This window comes from uncultured Streptomyces sp. (assembly GCF_947488945.1).
Taxonomy (GTDB): domain Bacteria; phylum Actinomycetota; class Actinomycetes; order Streptomycetales; family Streptomycetaceae; genus Streptomyces.
This window is the reverse complement of record NZ_CANLBS010000021.1, coordinates 108,927-129,925: the sequence shown is the minus strand read 5'-3', so window position 1 is coordinate 129,925 and position 20,999 is coordinate 108,927. Positions and strand designations below refer to the sequence as shown.

Below are 20,999 nucleotides of genomic sequence, written 5' to 3'. Positions count from 1 at the left end.
CCCGTGGCACCGCGAGCCCCGGTACGTACGCCGTCACGCCGGCCCGTCACCGCCGGGTGCGGTGCTCCTCGGCGTCCGTGCGGGCCTTGTCGCGGGACCGGCGGGCGGGGCCCGACCAGCCGCAACTGCACCGGGCGAGGCAGAACGAGCCCTTTTCGATCGTCGTCGTGAGGTGGTCCGGCGGGCCGCTTGCGCCGGGCGGGGCCGGGACGGCGGTCGGTGCGGGGGAGACGGGGGCGCCGGAGGCGGGGGCGGAGGCTTCCTGGTGCACCTGCCCACGGTACCGGCGGTGGCCCGACGGGCGTCAGGCGTACTGGGTGAAGGGCGGACGAACACCATCGTGCGGGTGGGGCGGCGTGACGGGGGGCCGGGGCCGTCGTTAAGCGGAGCGGGTGGCAGCGGTGAGGTTCGGTCCGGCGACAGGTCGTCGGGGGATGGCGGGCGATGGCGGTGCGGCAGCACGGGCAGCAGCACAGACACGGGAAGAACGGCGTGCGGGCTCTGGCGGCCCTGGCGGCGGCGGGCGTGGTGGCGGTGGCGGCCGGGTGCTCGGCCCCGGGGGGCGACATGGCGAACGCCTCGGCCGACGGGCCGGTGGCCGAGCAGCCCGCGGCGGTCCTGGGGCGGGCGGCCGACGTGCTGGCCGAGGCCGGTGGCGCGGAGACCCGGACGTCCATGGAGACGTCGTCCGGCGGGACGCGGGTCACCATCCGGGGGCAGGGCACGTACGACTTCCGTCGGCAGACCGGCTCGGTGAAGGTCGTGCTGCCCAAGGACCCCGCCGGGACGGAAAAGCACCGGCCGATCACCGAGCTGCTGGCACCGGGCGCGCTGTACATGATGAACCGCGGTGCCGGGGTGCCCGACGGCAAGTGGGTCAAGGTGGAGACCGCGGGCCTCGCCGACGGCAACCTCGTGACCGGAGGGGTCACCGACCCGACGGCGGCGGCCGAACTCCTGCGCGGCGCCAGCGGTGTGCGTGAGGTGGGCGCCACGGAGCTGGCCGGGGTGAAGGTGCGCCACTACCGGGGCACCGCGGACATCGGCCGGGCCGCTGCGGCGGCCTCCCCGCTGTCGCGGGACGCGCTGACGGCCGCGGCGAAAGGGTTCAGCACGGACGCGGTGCCCTTCGACGCCTACCTCGACGAGGAGGGACGGCTGCGCAAGGTGCGCCACCGGTTCCGCTTCTCGGCGCAGGGCCCGCAGGTCACCGTGGTGTCGACGCTCCTGCTGTACGGGTTCGGGATGCCGGTCGAGGTCGAGCTGCCCGACGACGCGGACATCTACACCGGCGAGATCCAGCAGGGCTGAGCGGTGACGGCTCCCGGCACGGCGCACCGGGCGCGATCGATGGGCGGGGCCGTAGAGGGGGTCGTCGGGCGGGGTGGGGGAGCCCGGTTGGGAGGGGCCGAAATGGTCCGTCCGTGTCATGCGCCTCGGGCGGGACGCTCCCTACGCTTGGGGCCTGTGCGCCAGAGGCCGGCGACGGCAGAGAGAGGTGACGCAGGTGGTGACGCTCAGCGCTCCGGGCGCTCATGACGGGGTGGCTCTGGCCGAGATCGAACTCTGCGGGGAGCTGATGATCGCGGCTTCGGCCAGCGGCGACGAGCGGCTCAGCGTGGATCGCATCGACGAGGTGCTCGACGTCCGGGTCCACCGCCCGCACGCCGGACAGGCTCCGGCCGTCCCGACCCGTTCCGGGCGGCGCACCACGATCCCGCGCCAAGCGGACCCGCGCGGCTGACCGGGGTCGGGCCGGTGCGGCTCGTCGGAACCGTCGCACCGGCGGGCATCCCGGAACGGACTACGGAAACGACCCCGCACACGTTCACGGAAAAGATCACGGAACAATGTGATGATTCCGACATTGTGGACCGGCGGCGGCCGAGGCCGGTTCTCGGGCCCGGTCTTCGGGTGCGATCCACGGATGCCGTGCGCCCGCAGCGCCCGGCCGGGTCAGGTGCGCAGCAGGCGGGCGATGGCCTTGGTGGCCTCTTCGACCTTGGCGTCGATCTCGGCCCCGCCCTTCACCGCGGCGTCCGCGACGCAGTGGCGCAGGTGCTCCTCCAGCAGTTGGAGCGCGAAGGACTGCAGCGCCTTCGTGGAGGCCGAGACCTGGGTGAGTATGTCGATGCAGTAGACGTCCTCGTCGACCATCCGTTGCAGGCCGCGGACCTGGCCCTCGATCCGGCGGAGCCGTTTCAGGTGTTCGGTTTTCTGGTGGTGGTAGCCGTGCACGCCGCGGTCGTGATCGGTGACGGCACGGGTCGCGGGCGCGGTCTCCGGTCGCTCGGATTCCGCTGTTCCGGCGGCCTCGGTGCTGGTCATGGGTCCTCCGCGGTCGTCTTTCCTCGTACGCTGCCGGGTGTATACCCCCCGTGGGTATAGCGTAACGAATCGAGCCGAAACGTGACCGGGGGGCCGTGCTGATCACCGTGTTCGATGGGCGACACTGAAGAATGCCGGTTAGCCGTGGCCGGATGATGCGCCTAGCATCAGCCTGACCGAATCCAAAGCACCCCGAGGACCCCACGTGCGCTTTCGTCTGACCCCCAGGGAGACGAGCTTCTACGACATGTTCTCCGCCTCAGCGGACAACATCGTCACGGGCTCGAAACTCCTGATGGAACTGCTCGGAGCGGATTCTGCCTCCCGTCTCGAGATCGCGGAGCGTATGCGGGCGGCGGAACACGCGGGTGACGACGCGACCCACGCGATCTTCCACCAGCTCAACTCCTCCTTCATCACGCCGTTCGACCGCGAGGACATCTACAACCTGGCGTCCTGCCTCGACGACATCATGGACTTCATGGAGGAGGCCGTCGACCTGGTCGTCCTGTACCAGGTGGAGGAGCTTCCCAAGGGCGTCGAACAGCAGATCGAGGTCCTGGCGCGGGCGGCCGAGCTGACCGCCGAGGCCATGCCCGGTCTGCGCACGATGGACAACCTCACGGAGTACTGGATCGAGGTCAACCGTCTGGAGAACCAGGCCGACCAGATCCACCGCAAGCTGCTCGCCCAGCTCTTCAACGGCAAGTACGACGCCATGGAGGTGCTGAAGCTGAAGCAGATCGTGGACGTGCTGGAAGAGGCGGCCGACGCGTTCGAGCACGTCGCCAACACCGTGGAGACCATCGCGGTCAAGGAGTCCTGAACCTCGTGGACACCTTCGCGCTGATCGTGACCATCGGTGTCGCGCTCGGCTTCACGTATACCAACGGCTTCCACGACTCCGCGAACGCCATCGCCACCTCGGTCTCGACCAGGGCGCTGACCCCGCGGGCCGCCCTGGCGATGGCCGCGGTGATGAACCTCGCCGGCGCCTTCCTGGGCCAGGGGGTCGCCAAGACCGTCAGTGAAGGCCTCATCGCCACGCCCGAGGGCCACAAGGGGATGGGCATCCTCTTCGCGGCGCTGGTCGGAGCGATCATCTGGAACCTGGTCACCTGGTACTACGGCCTTCCGTCGTCGTCCTCGCACGCCCTCTTCGGCGGCATGGTCGGCGCGGCCCTGGCCGGCGGGACGATGGTCCACTGGGACGGCGTCCTGGAGAAGATCGTCATCCCGATGTTCCTCTCCCCGGTCATCGGCCTGGTCGGCGGTTACCTGGTGATGGTCGCCATCATGTGGATGTTCCGCAACGCCAACCCGCACAAGGCCAAGCGCGGTTTCCGCATCGCGCAGACCGTCTCGGCGGCCGGCATGGCCCTCGGCCACGGTCTCCAGGACGCGCAGAAGACGATGGGCATCGTGGTGATGGCCCTGGTCATCGCCGGCGTCGAGGGTCCGAACGACGCGATCCCGGTCTGGGTGAAGATCGCCTGCGCGATGATGCTGTCGCTCGGCACCTACGCGGGCGGCTGGCGCATCATGCGCACGCTCGGCCGGAAGATCATCGAGCTGGATCCGCCGCAGGGGTTCGCGGCCGAGACCACCGGTGCGTCGATCATGTTCGGCTCCGCGTTCCTCTTCCACGCGCCGATCTCCACCACCCACGTCATCACCTCGGCGATCATGGGCGTCGGCGCCACCAAGCGGGTCAACGCCGTGCGCTGGGGCGTCGCCAAGAACATCATCCTGGGCTGGTTCATCACCATGCCGGCGGCCGCGCTGGTCGCGGCCGGCAGCTACGGCCTGGTGTACCTGCTCTTCGGCTGAGGCGGAACGGGCCGCCACCTGAAGAACGCGCCGCCCGTCAGGACGGGCCGCCACCTGAAGAACGCGCCGCCCGTCCCCGCACATGGGTCCGCCCCCGCTCTCCTCCCGGAGAGCGGGGGCGGACCCTTTCGCCTTGCGGTGGCACCGCCATGCAGCACCGCGAGGCCGTTCCTGGGGCGGACCGGCACGGGGCCGGTCCGCCGGGAGGCTTATCCGAAGCGGCCGGAGATGTAGTCCTCGGTGGCCTGGACCGACGGGTTGGAGAAGATCCGCTCCGTCTCGTCCATCTCGATGAGCCGGCCGGGCTTGCCGACCGCGGAGAGGTTGAAGAACGCCGTGCGGTCCGAGACACGGGCCGCCTGCTGCATGTTGTGGGTCACGATGACGATGGTGAAGCGCTCCTTCAGCTCACCGATCAGGTCCTCGATGGCGAGGGTGGAGATCGGGTCGAGCGCGGAGCACGGCTCGTCCATCAGCAGCACGTCCGGCTCGACCGCGATGGCGCGGGCGATGCACAGGCGCTGCTGCTGGCCGCCGGAGAGGCCGGAGCCCGGCTTGTTCAGGCGGTCCTTGACCTCGTTCCAGAGGTTGGCGCCCTTGAGCGACCGCTCGACGACGTCGTTCAGCTCGCTCTTGCGGGTCTTCCCGGCGAGCCGCAGGCCGGCCGCCACGTTGTCGAAGATCGACATGGTGGGGAAGGGGTTCGGCCGCTGGAAGACCATGCCGACCGTGCGGCGCACGGCGACCGGGTCCACCTGGGAGCCGTAGAGGTTCTCGTCGTCCAGCAGCACCTTGCCCTCGACGCGGCCGCCGGGGGTGACCTCGTGCATCCGGTTCAGGGTGCGCAGGAAGGTGGACTTGCCGCAGCCGGAGGGGCCGATGAAGGCGGTCACGGAGCGGGGCTCCACGGTCATCGAGATGTCCTCGATGGCCTTGTGGGACCCGTAGTAGGCGGTCAGTCCGCTGATGTCGATGCGCTTGGCCATGTGAATCACTGCTTCTTTCGGAGGTCGCCGATGGCCGCGTCAGCGACCGGTCTTGGGGGCCTTCCAGCGGGCGATGCCGCGGGCCACCAGGTTCAGGATCATGACGAAGGCGATCAGCACCAGGGCTGCGGCCCAGGCGCGGTCGTAGGACGCGGCCTCGCCGATCCGGTACTGCTCGTAGATGTAGAACGGCAGTGAGGACTGGGCGCCTTCGAACGGGTTGGCGTTGATGAGCTGGCTGCCGAAGACCAGCAGGATGATCGGCGCGGTCTCGCCGGCGATGCGGGCGATCGCGAGCATGACGCCGGTGGCGATGCCGCCGATCGCGGTCGGCAGGACCACCTTCAGGATGGTGCGCCACTTGGGGATGCCGAGGGCGAGGGAGGCCTCGCGGAGCTCGTTGGGGACGAGCTTGAGCATCTCCTCGGTGGAGCGGACCACCACGGGGATCATCAGGATGGTCAGGGCCAGCGCGCCCATGAAGCCGGAGCCGTCCCAGTCCATGATCAGCATGACCGACAGGATGAAGAGGCCGGCCACGATGGACGGGATGCCCGTCATCACGTCGACGAAGAAGGTGACGGCCTTGGCGAGCGCGCCCTTGCCGTACTCCACCAGGTAGACGGCGGTCAGCAGGCCGAGCGGTGCGGAGATCACCGTGGCGATGCCGACCTGCTCCAGGGTGCCGATCAGCGCGTGGTAGACGCCGCCGCTGGCCTCGCTGCCGAGGACGCCGGCCATGGAGTGGGTGAGGAAGTAGCCGTCGAGGCGCTCGGAGCCGTTCTTGATCGTGGTCCACAGCAGCGAGGCGAGCGGGACGACGGCGACCAGGAAGCAGACCCAGACCACACTGGTGGCGAGGCGGTCCTTGGCCTGGCGCTTGTTCTCCACGATCGAGGTGGCGACGTAGGAGAGGGCCAGGAAGAGCAGCGCGGAGACGATGCCCCACTGGATGTGGCTGTGCCAGCCGGCGGCCGCGCCGAGGCCGCAGCCGAGGGCCACGGCGAGGACGGCGAAGCCGATCGGGGACCAGCGGGGGAGGGTGCGGCTGCTGAGACCGCCCTTGTTCCGGGACGGCGGCACGGGGGCCGGGCGGTCCTGGACTCCGGTGGATGCGTGGCTCATGCGTTGGCCCCCGAGTACTCCTTGCGGCGGGCGATGATGAGCCGGGCCGCGCCGTTGACCAGCAGGGTGAGGACGAACAGGACGAGGCCCGAGGCGATCAGGGCGTCCCGTCCGAGTTCGTTGGCCTCGTCGAACTTGGCCGCGATGTTCTGTGCGAAGGTCCCGCCGCCGGGGTTGAGCACGTGCAGCGAGATGAGGAAGCTGGGCGAGAGGACCGTGGCGACGGCCATCGTCTCGCCGAGCGCGCGGCCGAGGCCCAGCATCGAGGCGGAGATGATGCCGGAGCGGCCGAACGGCAGCACCGAGAGGCGGATGACCTCCCAGCGGGTGGCGCCCAGGGCGAGCGCGGCTTCCTCGTTCATCTTCGGGACCTGGAGGAAGACCTCGCGGCTGACGCTGGTCACGATCGGCAGGATCATGATCGCGAGCAGGATGCCGACGGTGAAGAGCGAGCGGGCGACGCCGACCTCGGTCTTCTCGAAGAGGTACGTCCAGCCGAAGAACTGGTCGAGCCAGAGGTTCAGGCCCTCCAGGTACGGCACCAGGACCAGGGCGCCCCAGATGCCGTAGACGATGCTGGGCACCGCGGCGAGCAGGTCGATCACGTATGCGAGGGGCGCGGCGATCTTGCGCGGGGCGTAGTGCGAGATGAACAGGGCGATGCCGACGGCGATCGGAACCGCGATGACCATCGCGATGATCGAGCTGACGACGGTGCCGAAGAGGAGGACCGCGATCCCGAAGACCGGCGGGTTGCCGGCGGGGTTCCAGTCGAAGGTGGTGAGGAAGTTGCCCTCGTTCTTCGAGAGGGCGATGACCGCGCGGTAGCTCAGGAAGACGGCGATGGCCGCCATGATCACGAGCAGCAGGATGCCCGAGCCCCGGGAGAGGCCCAGGAAGACCTTGTCGCCGACGCGCCCGGTGGACGTCGGGCGCCTTCGTTCGGCCGGCGGAGCCGGGGGGATGTCTATCGGTGTGGTGGAAGCCATGGTCTTTCCGGTCTGTGTGGGGGAGCGGGAGCTCCCCTGGCGGCGGTGCACCGGATGGGAGGGGCGGGCCGGTCCGCAGTGGTGCCGGGCCGGCCCGCCGGGTGTCGCGTTCCGCGGGGCCGGGGCCCCGCGGGTCTCCGCCGGGGCGGAGGGGGTGGTTACGAGAGGGCGGCGACCGTCTCGCGGACCTTGCTGTTGATCTCGGCGGGGATCGGGGCGTAGCCGGCCTCGGTGAGGATGCTCTGGCCCTCCTCCGAGGAGGTGTAGGTCAGGAAGGACTTCACGGCGCCGAGAGTCTCGGGGTTGTTGCCGGTGTCGCAGACGACCTCGTACGTCACGAGGACCAGCGGGTAGGCGCCGTCGGCCTTGGTGGTGTAGTCGAGGTCCAGGGCGAGGTCCTTGCCGGTGCCCTTGATCTTGGCGGCGGCGATGGCCTTGGAGGCGTTCTCCGAGGTGGCCGCGACCGGGGCGGCGCCACCGGTGTTGACGTCGACGGTGGTGATGCTCTGCGACTTGGCGTAGGAGAGCTCGAAGTAGCCGATCGAGCCGTCGACCTGCTTCACCTGGGCGGCGACGCCGGAGGAGCCGGACGCGGCCTGGCCACCGGGGGCCGGCCACTTCTTCTCGGCCTCGTACTTCCAGTCGCTCGGGGCGGCGGCGGCGAGGTACTTGCCGAGGTTCTGCGTGGTGCCGGAGTCCTCGGAGCGGTGGAAGGGCTGGATGGCCTTGTCCGGGAGGTCGACGCCGTCGTTGAGGGCGGCGATCGCCGGGTCGTTCCACTTCTTGATCTTCGTGTCGAAGATCTTGGCGAGGGTCGGGGCGTCCAGCGTCAGCTTCTCGACGCCTTCCAGGTGGAAGCCGACCGCGATCGGGCCGCCGACCATCGGCAGGTTGATGCCCTGGCCGGTCTTGCAGATCTTCTTGGACTCGGTGACCTCTTCGGGCTTGAGCGCCGAGTCGGAACCGGCGAAGCCGACGGTGCCCTGGTTGAAGGCGATGATGCCTTCGCCGGACGACGACGACTTGTAGTTGACCTGGGCGCCGGAGCAGGCGGCCATGTAGTTCTTGACCCAGAGGTCCATGGCGTTCTTCTGCGCGCTGGAGCCGGAGGCGAGCAGCTGGCCCTCGGCGCCGTCACAGGCGATGTCCGAAGCCGCGGCCTTCGTCTCGCCGGCGCCACCGGTCGAACCGCTGTTGTTGTCGTCCGAACCGCACGCCGTGAGGACCAGGGCGCCGGAGACGGCGAGGGCACCGAGCGCGGTGGCACGAAGCCGGTTCTTGCGCTGAAGCTTCACTTTCGGGTGTTCCTTCCAGGAGCCGCCGTGGTCTGCATGTTCTACGACGGCGTGCGATGAGGAGTGGTGCGTCGGCTTCGCCTCGCACCTTGTACGTCCGAAATTAGGCAGATCAGGTGAAGCGGCCTACGGGGGAGAGTGAACGGAAGGTGAACCGTGTCGGACGGTGCGGGGCCGCCGTCTCCGGGTGCGCTGCGGAGCCGGACGGGCGGGGCGGCCGGGACCGGGGCCAGCCGGGGGGTCCTGGGATGGCCAGGGAGGCCGGAGGAAGGCGGATGCGCAGGTGGGGAGGGGTGCGGCCGGGGTTGATGGCACCGGCGCGTCCGGGCGCCGCGCCGGACCGACGGCGTACGGACGGCCTTAACCGTGGCGCGTGCGCCGGAGCGCACCCGGCGCGCGCTCTTGCGCCCGCGCCGGTCGTGCGCTGCGGGGCGGACCGAAGGGGCCAGGACCGGTCAGGTCCCGGGACCGTGACCGCCGCCGGTCAGCCCTTGAGGACCGACACCGGCAGGGCGTCGAGCGGGATCCGGTCGTCGGGGCGGGTCAGCCGGGTGCGGGCCTCGGCGGGGGGCAGCCAGAGGATGCGGTCGACCTCGTCGTTGGGCGTGAACGAACCGCCCGTCGCCTCGGCCTCCCAGTACCGGACCTCCTTCGGCCGCCCGTGGGCCTCGTACCGCAGGGTCGGCAGCGGGGCGCCCGGTACGCAGTGGTGGCCGGTCTCCTCCAGCACCTCGCGCACGGCGGCGTCCAGGGCGTCCTCGTCCCGCTTCAGCTTGCCCTTGGGCAGCGACCAGTCGTCGTAGCGGGGCCGGTGGACCAGGCAGACCTCCAGGGCCCCGTCGTCCGCCGCGCGCCGCCAGAGCACGCAGCCGGCGGCCCGCACCGTCCCCGTGTGGCTCACGACGCCCTCACCGCCGCGAACGGCCAGCTCTCCCGGAAGAGTCCGCGGGCGGCCTCCACCTCGTGGCGCTGGTCCGCGTGCAGCACGCCGAGCGCGTACGCGGTCGCCGGAGCGATCCGGGGCGTACGGGCCGCCGAAGCGGCGGCGGTGGCGGCCTCGGCGGCGTCCCGGTGCAGGTCCAGGGCGTGCACCGGCGCGACCAGGACCGGGTCGGGCGCCCCCCGGACCACCTCGTGGGCGTACCGGTGCAGCCGCAGCAGCAACCGGGTCTGGTGCCACAGCGCGTCGTGCGCCTCGTTGTACGGCTCGGAGGACTCGTCGGCCGGCAGTGCCGCCACCGCACCGATCAGCCGCTGTTCGGCCCGCTCGGCGGGCCCCAGCAGCGCGTCCACCCCCGATTCCTGGTCCGCGGCGGCCAGCGGGACCTCCGATGCCAGCAGGGCGACCGCGTCGGCCACGGCGTGGAAGCGGGAGGAGCCGAGCGCCTGGAGCGCCGCGGAGTGCGCGCGGGTGCGGGCCAGGGTGAGCTGGCGCTCCAGGAGCGCTCCGGCGCGTGCCGCCCCGACGCTGAGCGCCGCCCGGTCCTTGCCGTCCCCGGCCGCGGCCCCTGCGGAGGAGGCGCGGGCGGCCGGGAGTGCGGGGCCGGAGAGCTGGTGGAGCGCCTCCAGCAGCCGGGTCAGCCGCGTCGAGCAGGCGTGCTCCCGCGCCAGGGTGCCGGAGAGCCACGCCAGCTCGGCCCGCAACTGGTCGGCCCAGCCCGGCTCGACCAGCCCCTTGAAGGTGTGCAGCGTGGCGCTGATACGGCGGGCGGAGCGCCGTAGCGCCCGGGTCGCCTCCTCGGCGCCGTGGGCTCCGGGGTCGGTGGGCGCGCTGTGCTCGCGGTGCAGGCGCAGGCTGCGCAGGAAGTCACCGGCCTGGGCCCGGAGATAGGGCGCGAGGACGGCCTCGGCGGAGAGTTCCGCGGGCGTCCTGAGGGATTGCTGGTCAGGGCGTCGCACGCCGCCGCCTCCGTGCGTCGATGAGCATTTCCTGGACGTGCCGCAGGGGCTGGCCGTCCGCGTCCGTGCAGTGCCGGGTCCATTCGCCGTCGGGCCCGAGGTGCCAGGACGACGTGGTGTCGGCCATGCCGGTCTCCAGGAGCCTGCTGAGCGCGGCCCGGTGGGCCGGGTCGGTGACCCGGACCAGCGCCTCGATGCGGCGGTCGAGGTTGCGGTGCATCATGTCCGCACTGCCGAACCAGACTTCGGGCTCGCCGCCGTTGCCGAAGGAGAAGACCCGCGAGTGTTCGAGGAACCGGCCGAGTATCGAGCGCACCCGGACGTTCTCCGAGAGGCCGGGTACGCCGGGGCGTATCGCGCAGATGCCGCGCACCCAGATGTCCACCGGCACGCCCGCCTGGGAGGCGCGGTAGCAGGCGTCGATGATCGCCTCGTCGACCAGCGAGTTGACCTTGATCCGGACGTACGCGGGGCGCCCGGCGCGGTGGTGGGCGACCTCCTTGTTGATCCGGGCGACCAGCCCGTCGCGGAGCGACTTCGGCGCGACCAGCAGGCGGCGGTAGGTCTCGCGCCGCGAGTATCCGGAGAGGCGGTTGAAGAGGTCGGAGAGGTCGGCGCCGACCTGCGGGTCGGCGGTGAGCAGGCCGAGGTCCTCGTAGAGCCGGGCGGTCTTCGGGTGGTAGTTGCCGGTGCCGACGTGGGAGTAGCGGCGCAGCGTGTCGCCCTCCTGCCGGACCACCAGCGACAGCTTGCAGTGCGTCTTGAGGCCGACGAGGCCGTAGACGACGTGGCAGCCGGCCTCTTCGAGCTTGCGCGCCCACTTGATGTTGGCCTGCTCGTCGAAGCGCGCCTTGATCTCCACGAGGACGAGGACCTGCTTGCCGGACTCGGCGGCGTCGATCAGGGCGTCGACTATGGGGGAGTCGCCGGAGGTGCGGTAGAGCGTCTGCTTGATGGCGAGCACGTCGGGGTCGCCCGCGGCCTGCTCCAGGAACGCCTGCACCGAGGTGGAGAACGAGTCGTAGGGGTGGTGCAGCAGGACGTCCCGCTCGCGCAGCGCGGCGAAGATGTCGGGCGCGGAGGCGGACTCGACCTCGGCGAGGTCGCGGTGGGTGCCGGCGATGAACTTGGGGTACTTCAGCTCCTGCCGGTCCAGCGAGGCGATGCCGAAGAGCCCGGTCAGGTCGAGCGGTCCGGGCAGCGGGTAGACCTCGGCGTCCGACACCTTCAGTTCGCGCACCAGCAGGTCGAGGACGTAGGGGTCGATGGACTCCTCGACCTCCAGCCGGACCGGCGGCCCGAAGCGGCGCCGCATCAGTTCCTTCTCCAGGGCCTGGAGCAGGTTCTCCGCGTCGTCCTCCTCGACCTCCAGGTCCTCGTTCCTGGTGACGCGGAACATGTGGTGCGCCAGCACCTCCATGCCCGGGAACAGCTCCTCCAGGTGCGCGGCGATGATGTCCTCTATCGGCACGTACCGCTGCGGGGACGCCTCCAGGAAGCGCGTCAGCAGCGGCGGCACCTTGACCCGCGCGAAGTGGCGGTGGCCGCTGACCGGGTTCCGCACGACGACCGCCAGGTTGAGCGACAGCCCGGAGATGTACGGGAACGGGTGCGCGGGGTCCACGGCGAGCGGGGTGAGGACGGGGAAGACGCGCTGCCGGAAGAAGGTGAACAGGCGCGCCTGCTCCTTCTCCGTCAGGTCGGGCCAGCGGATCAGCTGGATGCCCTCGTCGGACAGGGCGGGCGACACGTCCTGCTGGAAGCAGGCGGCGTGCCGGGCCATGAGCTCGCGGGAGCGGGTCCAGATCTGGTCGAGGACCTCGCGCGGCTGGAGGCCGGAGGCGGAGCGGGTGGCGACGCCGGTCGCGATGCGGCGCTTGAGACCGGCCACCCGGACCATGAAGAACTCGTCCAGGTTCGACGCGAAGATGGCGAGGAAATTAGCCCGTTCGAGGAGGGGGGTGGCCGGGTCCTCGGCGAGTTCGAGCACCCGTTCGTTGAAGGCGAGCCAACTGCGTTCCCGGTCGAGGAACCGCCCGTGGGGCAGGGTGTCGCCGTCGCTGTCGGGCTCGTACGCGTCGGCGTCCGTGTCCAGGTCGGGGGCCAGGTCGGAGCCGGAGGCGAAGCCGACGGAGGGCGAGGGCGCGACGGCGTGGGGGCGGTGCGCGGCGAGTGAGCCGATGGACGGCTGCGTGGGCTGGACCGGGACCTCGGAGCTGGGCTGCTGGCTCATGGACCCATTCTTCCCGCTGAACGGCCGTATGGGCGCGTCGGAGCCAGGAAAGATCACGGATGATCCGGGAGGGCGCTGAGGCTTCCCGTTGCGGGGGGCGGGTACAGCTGGCTGCATTCCGTGAGGGTCGCAAGCCAGTCTGAATGGCTGGTAACGGTGACATGACATGCAGGAAGCGGTGTGGACGCGGGCGGGCGGCAGCGGAGGCCCCCGTCCGCCCACGACGACCGGCCCGGAGCCCCCGTCCCGGGTCCGGACCGGTGCCGCCCCGTCCGGTCGCTCGGGGTGACCGGACGGGTGGGTGCGTCAGCCGTGCAGGCGCCTCAGCAGCCGGAAGGCCACCGCGACGGCGACCAGTGCGGCGGCGAGCAGGATGCCGGACTCGACGAGTTGCAGGGGCCAGAAGTGCGACTCGGGGTGGTGGAGGTAGAAGAAGCCGGTGACGTCGGACAAGTCCATGCAGGTTTCGATGTCCGTCTTTTCTCCGAGGCCGCCGCAGGGGTCGGTGATCCGGGTACCGTCCGCCGTGACGTAGCCGCTCCAGGTGATCCAGCTTTCGGTGGGGAAGCCGGCGGGATTGCTGGTGTTCAGGGCGGACTCATACACCTCGGTGGGCCACAGGTGCGACCGGAACCTCACCTGGCCGGCCACGACGGCCCCCACCGTGACCACGGTCGCGGCCATGGCGGCGACGGTCCGGCGGAGCAGCACGCCGGCGAGGGTGCCGACCGCCAGGCCGAACAGGGCGAGCGCGAACGGGACCGTGCCCAGCGAGCCGTACAGGGTGGGGCCGTACCAGGCGAGCACGTAGGGCCGGTCCGCCTGGTTCTCGGGCCGGTACCACGCACTGGCGGCGGTCAGCACGAGGGTGGCGGTGACGGCGGCGGCGGCCGGGACGGCGAGCTTGGCCGCCAGCCAGCGGGCCGGTGACACGGCCTGGCTCCAGGCGAGCTTGTACGTGCCGCTCTCCAGCTCGCGTCCGACGGCGGGCCCCGCCATGAACGCGCCGAAGACGGCGGGCAGCGCCATGAGGAGCAGGCCCAGGTAGGTCTGGAGGCGCGAGGCGAACCATTCGCTGTCGAAGTACGAGCGCACGGCTCCGCCGCAGGCCCGGGTCGTGTTGTCGACGCTGCAACCGGTGGTCGCGAAGTCGGCGGCGATGCCGTCCGCCCGCAGACGGACGACGATGAGCGCGCCCACGGCCAGCACGGTCAGGGCGCCGAGCAGCCACCCCATGGTGCGGTGCTGGCGGGCGACGACGCGGGCGGCGTCGAGCACGGTGCCGGGGCGGGCGTCCGTCCGCCGGACCGTGGCGGGGGCGTCGGCCGGGGTCAGGACGGTCATGACGCGGTCACCGCCTCGCGGGCTCCCGCGGTCGCGGCCGGGGTGAGCAGCGAAGGCGCCTCGGGGGCGCGCAGGTGGGCAAGGAGCAGTTCCTCAAGGGAGGGCCGGGTGGCCTCCCAGCGGGCGGGGTCCACGGGCCCCTCCGTTCTGACCAGTGCGGTGAGCCGGCGGCCCGTCGCGCGGGATTCGACGACGGTGTGCGGGGCCAGAGGGCTGCCGGGGCGGTCACCCGGCCGGCCGCCGTCGCGACGGTCGTCCTGCCCGGCGTCGCGCCCGTCGAGCAGGGTGTGCGCGGCGAGTATCTCGTCCACGTCGCCGCCCAGGCGGATCCGGCCGCCGTCCACCAGGAGCAGGAAGTCGCAGACCCCCTCCAGTTCGGTCAGGATGTGCGAGGAGAGCACGATGGTGGTGCCGTGTTCGGCGGCCTCGGCCATCAGCACACCCATCAGCCGGTGCCGGACCAGTGGGTCGAGGTCGGCCATCGGCTCGTCCAGCAGCAGCAGTTCGGCCCGTTTGCCGAGGGCGAGCGCCAGGGCGAGGCGGGTCCGGGAGCCGCCGGAGAGCGAGCGGACGCGCTCGCCGCGCGGCAGGTCGCCGACGACGCGTTCGGCGATCGCCCGGTCCCAGGTGCCGGGGTTGAGCGCCCGTCCGGCCCGCAGCGTGTCCTCGACCGTCAACTGCTGGTACAGCGGCTTCTCCTGGGCCACGTAGGCGATGCGGGTGCGCGCCTCGGCGGGAGGCGATCCGAGCACGCGCAGCGATCCCTCCGCCGGGCGCAGCAGGCCCGCGGCCAGGCTCAGCAGAGTCGATTTGCCGGCGCCGTTGGGCCCGACCAGCGCGCATACGCGGCCGGCGGGCAGCCGGAACGAGCAGTGCCGCAGGGCCCAGTGGTCCTTCCGGCGGCGGTAGGTGGTGCCGAGGTCGTGCGCCTCGATCGCGGTCCGGGTCATTCGTGTGCGTCCCCCTCGAAGGTGCTGTCCAGTACGGCGGAGAAGAGCGCGCCGATGTCGTCCCTCTCCAGCCCGGCCGCCCGTGCCCGGCGCGCCCAGTCGGCGAGTTCGGCGCGCAACGGCCCTTCCCCCGCCCCGGCGGCCCCGAGCGTCCGGCGTACGAAGGTGCCGAGGCCGCGCCGGGCCTCCACCAGCCCCTCGCGCTCCAGTTCGCGGTACGCCTTCAGCACGGTGTTCGGATTGATCGCGGTCACCTCCACCACCTCGCGGGCCGTGGGCAGGCGGTCTCCCGGCTCCAGGACGCCCAGCCGCAGCGCCTGTTTGGCCTGCTGGACGATCTGGAGGTAGGTGGCGACGCCGCTGCGCCGGTCGATGCGGAACTCGAAGGCGTCAGCCCTTGCGTCCGTCATCAGCACCACCCTTTCACTAATTGAGTAGTGAAAGGGTGGTGCTTTTCTGACCGCACGTCAAGTGCAATCCGGATCAATGCTGTTGCGGTAGACGGTCCGGCCCGGTCGAGACGGTGACGAACCCCCGCGAAGCCCGCGAACCTCCGCCGCACGCACGAGCGCCCCCGCCCGGTCCGGTGGGGGCCGGACGGGGGCGGGGGCGCTCGGAGGGGTGCGGGCGGGTCAGGACTCCGTGCGGTACATCAGGTCCACCTCATGGGTGGTGAAGCCCATCCGCTCGTAGACGGTCACGGCCGCCGTGTTGTCCGCGTCGACGTAGAGCATCGCCGTCGGCAGGCCCTCGGCCGCCAAATGGCGCAGGCCGATCGCGGTGAGCGCCTTGCCGAGGCCGCCGCCCTGGGCGTCGGGCCGGACCCCGACGACGTACACCTCGCCGAGGCGCTCGTCCGCGTGGACCTTCGTCCAGTGGAAGCCGACGAGCTCACCGTCGCGCTCCGCCAGGAAGAAGCCCTTCGGGTCGAACCACGGTTCCGCCTTGCGGTCGTCCAGATCCCGCTGGGTGAGCGAGCCCTGCTCGGGGTGGTGGGCGAAGGCGGCACGGTTCACCGCGAGCCAGGCTTCGTCGTCCTGGCCGGGCACGAAGGTGCGTACGGTGACGCCCGGCGGCAGCACCGGCTCGGAGACCGCCGACCCGGTCAGCGGACGGCGGAGCTGGCGCAGTTCGCGGAAGAGCGAGAGGCCGAGGACCTGCGACAGGTGGCGGGCGGCGGCCCCGCCGCCGTGCGCCCACACCCGCAGCCGCTTGCCGGTCGCGCCGAGCAGCGCGGAGCCGAGCGCGCGTCCGTGGCCGAGGCCGCGGGCGGCCGGGCGGACGACCAGTTCGGCCGCGGGGGCCTCGACCGGGTCGGTGTCCTCCAGTTGCGCGTACCCCGTCAGTTCGCCGCCGACCAGGAGCAGGAAGTGCCTTACGCCGTCGCGGTGCCCGCCCCGGAGCTGGAGCCGGCCCTGCTCGGACACGGCCTGCCGGCCGTCGGAGGCGGCGGCCTCGGCGAGCAGGTCCAGCACCGCATCGGACTGGTCGGGGGTGAGTGCGTCGAGGGTCTCGATCTCGCGTCCGGGCGCCGGGAGGGGTACGTCGTTCGTCATGCGTACGAGCGTACGGCGACGGGGCCCCGGAGCGGGCTCGGGACGGGTGGGTCCGTCCCGTGCGGCACGGGTGCGGGCGGCCCCGGCCCGGTAGGCGTTATGTGGCGTTCCGTGGGGTTCCCGGGGCAACGGCAACGCGCTCGTAACCCCGAACACCTGTCGCGCTACGCGCGTTGACCCTAGGCTTCCGCTCGCAGGATCCAGCCGTGTCATCACACGCCGGCGCCACACCACCGACCCTCACGCTGAACTCACAAGGGGACCGATGTCAGCGACTCCGCAGAAGAAACGCGCTTCCCGGCGGGTGCTCGCCGCCGCGACCGGCCTGGCCGCCGTGGGCGCCCTCGTCGCCGCGATGCCGGCCAACGCCCACGGCGGCGGGACGGGCCACGGGCCCGGCAAGGGCCACGGCCACGGACATCAGTCCCGCACCGTCGACGTCCAGCTCCTCTCCTTCAACGACCTGCACGGGAACCTGGAGCCCCCGTCGGGCTCGTCGGGCGCGGTCTCCGAGACGCAGGCCGACGGCACCGTGAAGTCGGTACCGGCCGGCGGCGTCGAGTACCTCGCCTCCTCGCTGCGCACCGCGCGCAAGGGCAACCCGTACTCGATCACCGCCGCCGGCGGCGACATGATCGGCGCGAGCCCGCTGCTGTCGGGCCTCTTCCACGACGAGCCGACCATCGAGGCGCTCAACGGGCTCGACCTCGACGTGACGGCGGTCGGCAATCACGAGTTCGACGAGGGCGTCGACGAGCTGACCCGCATGCAGAAGGGCGGCTGCCACCCGGTCGAGGGCTGTTACGAAGAGGGCAAGGAGTTCGGCGGCGCCGACTTCCCGTACCTCGCGGCCAACGTGACCAGCGAGAAGACCGGCAAGCCGGTGCTCAAGCCGTACACGGTGTGGAAGAAGAACGGCGTCAAGATCGGCTTCATCGGGGTGACCCTGGAAGGCACGCCGGGCATCGTCACCGCCAACGGGGTCAAGGGGCTGAAGTTCCACGACGAGATCGAGACGGTCAACAAGTACGCCAAGGAACTGGACCGGCAGGGCGTGAAGTCGATCGTCGCGCTCATCCACGAGGGCGGCGCCCCGGCCTCGACCTCGTACAACTACGACTGCGACAGCCCGGCGGCCGGCGCCGGCATCTCCGGCCCGATCCTGGACATCGCCAAGGGCATCACCCCGAAGGTCGACGCCCTCGTCACCGGCCACACCCACCAGGCGTACGTCTGCACGGTGCCGGACCCGGCGGGCAAGCCGCGCATGGTCACCTCGGCCGCGTCGTTCGGCAAGCTCTACACCGACACCACGCTCACCTATGACCGCCGCACCGACGACATCGTCCGTACGTCGGTCCAGTCCGCGAACCACGTGGTCAGCCGCGACCAGGCCAAGGCGACGGACATGACGGCGCTGATCGCCCGCTGGAACGCCCTGGCCGCGCCGATCGCCTCCCGGCCGCAGGGCTTCATCAGCGCCGACATCAACGGCCGCGGCTCCACCGCCCTGGAGAAGCCGCTCGGTGACCTGATCGCCGACGCCCAGCTCGAAGGGCTCGCCCCGGCGGACAAGGGCGGCGCCCAGTTCGCGCTGATGAACCCGGGCGGCATCCGCGCCGACCTCGTGTACGCGGCCACGGGCAGCGAGGGCGCCGGTGTGGTGACCTACGGCGAGGCGTTCGCCGTGCAGCCGTTCACCAACATGATGAACGTGATCGACCTGACCGGCGCCCAGGTGATCACCGCGCTCCAGCAGCAGGTCAGCGGCTCCAACGAGGCCAGCCCGAAGATCCTCCAGATCTCCGAGGGCCTCACCTACACCCTGGACCTCACGAAGACCGGTGCCGCCCGCGTCGTCGTGGACACGATCAAGCTGAACGGTGCGGCGATCGACCCGGCGGCCACCTACCGGGTTGCGATGAACGAGTTCCTCGCGGGCGGCGGCGACGGCTTCGCCGCCCTCGGCCAGGGCACGAACAAGCTGGTCGGCCCGTCCGACCTCGACCTGTTCAACGCGTACCTGACCGCCCACTCCACCGCTGCGGCCCCGCTGGCACCGCCGGCGGCGGACCGGATCACCGTCGTCCAGTAGCCGACCGGACGCACACGCACGACGCACACGCACGAGCACACGCACGACGTACGGACAGGGCGGCCCGGCCGGGAAGGCGGGGCCGCCCTCGTGCGTAGGGCGGCGAAGGAACTCCCCGGTGGTGCTTTCACGCCCCCGTCGTCAGCTCCGGCGGCGGCTGCGGGGCGCCCGGGAGGCGGATGACGGCTTCGGTGCCGTGGCCGTCGGGTGCCGGGCGGAGGGCGATGTCGCCGCCGGACTGCTGGACCGTGCGGGCGACGATGGACAGGCCGAGGCCGGAGCCGGGGAGCTGGCGGGCGGACGGGGAGCGCCAGAAGCGCTCGAAGACGTGCGGGAGGTCCTCGGCCGGGATGCCGGGGCCGTGGTCGCGCACCCGCAGCTCACCGCGGTGCAGGGTGACCTCGACCGTGCCCCGTGCGGGGCTGAACTTCACCGCGTTGTCCAGCACATTGACGATCGCCCGTTGCAGCGCGGCCGGCTCTCCGCGGACGTACCAGGGGGCCAGCTCCTCCGTGACGGTCAGCTCGGGGCCGCGCAGCCGGGCGCGTTGCAGGGCGGTACGGGTGATGTCGTGCAGCCCCACCACCTCCAGCGGTCCGGGCTGGGCGGCGTCCGGGCGGGCCAGCTCCTGCAGATCGCCGATGAGCGCGGCCAGTTCGGTCATCTGGGCGGTCACCGAGGCCATCAGGGCCTTGCGGTCTGCGGGCGGGATGGCCCGGCCGGTGTCCTCGCTGCGGGCGAGCAGCTCGATGTTGGTGCGCAGCGAGGTCAGCGGGGTGCGCAGCTCGTGCCCGGCGTCCGCGATGAGCTGGGCCTGCCGGTCGCGGGAGACCGCGAGGGACGCCGTCATCGAGTTGAAGGAGCGCGACAGCCGGGCGATCTCGTCCTCGCCCTCGACCGGGATGCGCACGGTGAGGTCCTCGGTGCGGGCCACGAGCTCGACGGCGTCGGCGAGTTCGTCCACCGGCCGCAGTCCGGACCGGGCCACCCACAGGCCGGCCGCGCCCGCTCCGACGACGCCGAGCCCGCCGACGCCGAGCAGCAGCCAGGCGAGCGAGGAGAGCGGGTCGGTGACCTCGTTCATGGGCCGGGCGATGGAGACGGCGTACTGGCCGGGGGGCCTGGTCGGCAGCTCGTAGGTGTAGACACGCATCTTCACGCCGTTCGCGGCGGTCTCGGTGTGCAGCGCGTAGGCGTGCCCGGCTGCCAGGACCTTGCGGTCGTCATCGGTCACCGGCAGCGCGGAGGAGTTCGGGGCGGTGCAGGCGGTGCCCTCGGTGTCGATGATCTGGACGGTGGTGGAGGAGGGGTTCAGGGACTGCGGCGCCTGCGACTGGCCGGCCCCCTGGCAGTAGGCGAGCAGGTCGCGGACGGCGTCCTCGTCCACCCGGGAGCTGCGCAGCGAGTCGTCCAGCCGGTGTTCCAACTGCTCGCGGGTGACGAACCAGCAGGCGACCGCGACCGCGGCGACCGCCACCGCGACGGCGGTGGCGACGAGCAGGGCGAGGCGGGAGCGGAGCGGCAGCGAGCGGAGCCGGCCCAGCAGGCGTCTCACCCGTCACCGCCGCCGGAGCGCAGGGCGTACCCGACCCCGCGCACGGTGTGCACGAGCCGGGGCTCGCCGCCCGCCTCGGTCTTGCGCCGCAGGTACATCACGTACACGTCCAGGGAGTTGGAGCTCGGCTCGAAGTCGAAGCCCCAGACGGCCTTGAGGATCTGCTCGCGGGTCAGCACCTGGCGGGGGTGCGCGAGGAACATCTCCAGCAGGGTGAACTCGGTCCGGGTCAGTTCCACGGGACGGGTGCCGCGGGTGACTTCGCGGGTGTTGAGGTCCATGCGGAGGTCGGCGAACGACAGCACGTCGTCGGGAACCGCGTCGGCGCCCGCCGCGGACGCGTAGGAACTGCGGCGCAGCAGGGCGCGGATGCGGGCGAACAGCTCGTCCAGCTCGAACGGCTTGACCAGGTAGTCGTCGGCGCCGGCGTCGAGTCCGGTGACCCGGTCGCCGACGGTGTCGCGGGCGGTGAGCATGAGGATGGGCGTGGTGGCACCGTTGGCCCGGAGCCTGCGGGCGGCGGTCAGGCCGTCCATCCGGGGCATCTGGATGTCCAGCACCACGAGGTCGGGGGCGTACGCCTCCGCCTTGGCGAGGGCGTCGTAGCCGTCGACGGCGACCTCCGTGCCGTAGCCCTCGAACGCGAGGCTGCGCTGCAGCGCCTCACGCACGGCCGGTTCGTCGTCGACGATCAGGATGCGCTGCGGATCGTCTTCGGCGGGGCTCATCGCTCGGCGTCCTCATCTCGTTCCGGTCCGGCGGTGGCGCCGGAGGTGGTCGTTCCAGCGTCGCACGGCGGGGGAAGGATGCCGAG

20 protein-coding genes are annotated in these 20,999 nt (G+C 71.6%); 5 read left to right on the top strand and 15 right to left on the bottom strand.

The genetic code is table 11. From position 1 onward, the window contains the following. Positions 1–46 precede the first annotated feature (46 nt). Positions 47–271: a hypothetical protein gene (locus Q0994_RS27680; RefSeq protein ID WP_299539708.1), complete on the bottom strand. Its 225-nt coding sequence runs from the start codon at positions 269–271 to the stop codon at positions 47–49. A 173-nt stretch (positions 272–444) separates the two neighbouring features. Between Q0994_RS27680 and Q0994_RS27675 the strand changes: the two genes are divergently transcribed. Both Q0994_RS27675 and Q0994_RS27670 read left to right on the top strand, forming a co-directional pair. Further along, positions 445–1,311, top strand: coding sequence for a hypothetical protein (locus Q0994_RS27675; RefSeq protein ID WP_299539640.1), 867 nt, complete (start codon positions 445–447; stop codon positions 1,309–1,311). 187 nt (positions 1,312–1,498) lie between these two features. Beyond that, entirely contained in the window at positions 1,499–1,744 is a 246-nt protein-coding gene (locus tag Q0994_RS27670) for a hypothetical protein (RefSeq protein WP_299539638.1), read from the top strand. Positions 1,745–1,956: 212 nt separating this feature from the next. On the opposite strand, the gene Q0994_RS27665 is transcribed toward Q0994_RS27670, so the two are convergent. Then, on the bottom strand, positions 1,957–2,328 hold the full coding sequence (locus Q0994_RS27665; RefSeq protein WP_299539635.1) for a metal-sensitive transcriptional regulator: 372 nt from the start codon (positions 2,326–2,328) through the stop codon (positions 1,957–1,959). Positions 2,329–2,533: 205 nt separating this feature from the next. Between Q0994_RS27665 and Q0994_RS27660 the strand changes: the two genes are divergently transcribed. Beyond that, entirely contained in the window at positions 2,534–3,154 is a 621-nt protein-coding gene (locus tag Q0994_RS27660) for a DUF47 domain-containing protein (protein ID WP_299539633.1), read from the top strand. Positions 3,155–3,159: 5 nt separating this feature from the next. After that, positions 3,160–4,158 carry an inorganic phosphate transporter gene (locus tag Q0994_RS27655; protein ID WP_299539630.1) on the top strand — a complete coding sequence of 333 codons (999 nt, stop codon included), beginning with the start codon at positions 3,160–3,162 and terminating at the stop codon, positions 4,156–4,158. Positions 4,159–4,367: 209 nt separating this feature from the next. On the opposite strand, the gene pstB is transcribed toward Q0994_RS27655, so the two are convergent. From pstB to mshD, 11 genes are all read right to left on the bottom strand, one after another. Then, entirely contained in the window at positions 4,368–5,144 is a 777-nt protein-coding gene (pstB, locus tag Q0994_RS27650) for a phosphate ABC transporter ATP-binding protein PstB (RefSeq protein ID WP_299539627.1), read from the bottom strand. 39 nt (positions 5,145–5,183) lie between these two features. Next, complete coding sequence (gene pstA / locus Q0994_RS27645) at positions 5,184–6,269, bottom strand: phosphate ABC transporter permease PstA (protein ID WP_299539625.1); 1,086 nt, start codon at positions 6,267–6,269, stop codon at positions 5,184–5,186. Next, the gene (pstC, locus tag Q0994_RS27640; protein WP_299539622.1) at positions 6,266–7,258 is read right to left on the bottom strand and encodes a phosphate ABC transporter permease subunit PstC; all 993 of its coding nucleotides are present in this window, start codon (positions 7,256–7,258) and stop codon (positions 6,266–6,268) included. Before pstC ends, pstA begins: the two co-directional genes overlap by 4 nt. A 158-nt stretch (positions 7,259–7,416) precedes the next feature. Next, positions 7,417–8,553 carry a phosphate ABC transporter substrate-binding protein PstS gene (pstS, locus tag Q0994_RS27635; RefSeq protein ID WP_299539619.1) on the bottom strand — a complete coding sequence of 379 codons (1,137 nt, stop codon included), beginning with the start codon at positions 8,551–8,553 and terminating at the stop codon, positions 7,417–7,419. A gap of 484 nt (positions 8,554–9,037) precedes the next feature. Continuing rightward, complete coding sequence (locus Q0994_RS27630) at positions 9,038–9,454, bottom strand: NUDIX hydrolase (RefSeq protein WP_299539617.1); 417 nt, start codon at positions 9,452–9,454, stop codon at positions 9,038–9,040. Beyond that, the gene (locus Q0994_RS27625; protein ID WP_299539615.1) at positions 9,451–10,452 is read right to left on the bottom strand and encodes a CHAD domain-containing protein; all 1,002 of its coding nucleotides are present in this window, start codon (positions 10,450–10,452) and stop codon (positions 9,451–9,453) included. The genes Q0994_RS27630 and Q0994_RS27625 overlap by 4 nt, the downstream gene beginning before the upstream one ends. Then, positions 10,439–12,685: an RNA degradosome polyphosphate kinase gene (locus tag Q0994_RS27620; protein ID WP_299539613.1), complete on the bottom strand. Its 2,247-nt coding sequence runs from the start codon at positions 12,683–12,685 to the stop codon at positions 10,439–10,441. Before Q0994_RS27620 ends, Q0994_RS27625 begins: the two co-directional genes overlap by 14 nt. Positions 12,686–12,991: 306 nt before the next feature. Further along, a complete protein-coding gene (locus Q0994_RS27615) occupies positions 12,992–14,029 on the bottom strand; it encodes a hypothetical protein (RefSeq protein WP_299539610.1) in 1,038 nt (345 codons plus the stop codon). After that, positions 14,026–14,979 (bottom strand): ABC transporter ATP-binding protein, encoded by a 954-nt coding sequence (locus Q0994_RS27610; RefSeq protein WP_299539608.1) that lies wholly within the window; start codon positions 14,977–14,979, stop codon positions 14,026–14,028. The genes Q0994_RS27615 and Q0994_RS27610 overlap by 4 nt, the downstream gene beginning before the upstream one ends. Continuing rightward, the gene (locus Q0994_RS27605) at positions 14,976–15,389 is read right to left on the bottom strand and encodes a GntR family transcriptional regulator (RefSeq protein WP_299539606.1); all 414 of its coding nucleotides are present in this window, start codon (positions 15,387–15,389) and stop codon (positions 14,976–14,978) included. Before Q0994_RS27605 ends, Q0994_RS27610 begins: the two co-directional genes overlap by 4 nt. A gap of 222 nt (positions 15,390–15,611) precedes the next feature. After that, positions 15,612–16,535: a mycothiol synthase gene (mshD, locus tag Q0994_RS27600; RefSeq protein WP_299539604.1), complete on the bottom strand. Its 924-nt coding sequence runs from the start codon at positions 16,533–16,535 to the stop codon at positions 15,612–15,614. A gap of 265 nt (positions 16,536–16,800) precedes the next feature. Here mshD and Q0994_RS27595 point away from each other — a divergent pair, with 265 nt between their 5' ends. Continuing rightward, positions 16,801–18,630 (top strand): bifunctional UDP-sugar hydrolase/5'-nucleotidase, encoded by a 1,830-nt coding sequence (locus Q0994_RS27595; protein ID WP_299539602.1) that lies wholly within the window; start codon positions 16,801–16,803, stop codon positions 18,628–18,630. Positions 18,631–18,757: 127 nt separating this feature from the next. On the opposite strand, the gene Q0994_RS27590 is transcribed toward Q0994_RS27595, so the two are convergent. Both Q0994_RS27590 and Q0994_RS27585 read right to left on the bottom strand, forming a co-directional pair. After that, the gene (locus Q0994_RS27590; protein WP_299539600.1) at positions 18,758–20,185 is read right to left on the bottom strand and encodes a cell wall metabolism sensor histidine kinase WalK; all 1,428 of its coding nucleotides are present in this window, start codon (positions 20,183–20,185) and stop codon (positions 18,758–18,760) included. Beyond that, positions 20,182–20,913, bottom strand: a complete 732-nt coding sequence (locus tag Q0994_RS27585; RefSeq protein WP_299539597.1) for a response regulator transcription factor — start codon at positions 20,911–20,913, stop codon at positions 20,182–20,184. Before Q0994_RS27585 ends, Q0994_RS27590 begins: the two co-directional genes overlap by 4 nt. Positions 20,914–20,999: the final 86 nt, after the last annotated feature.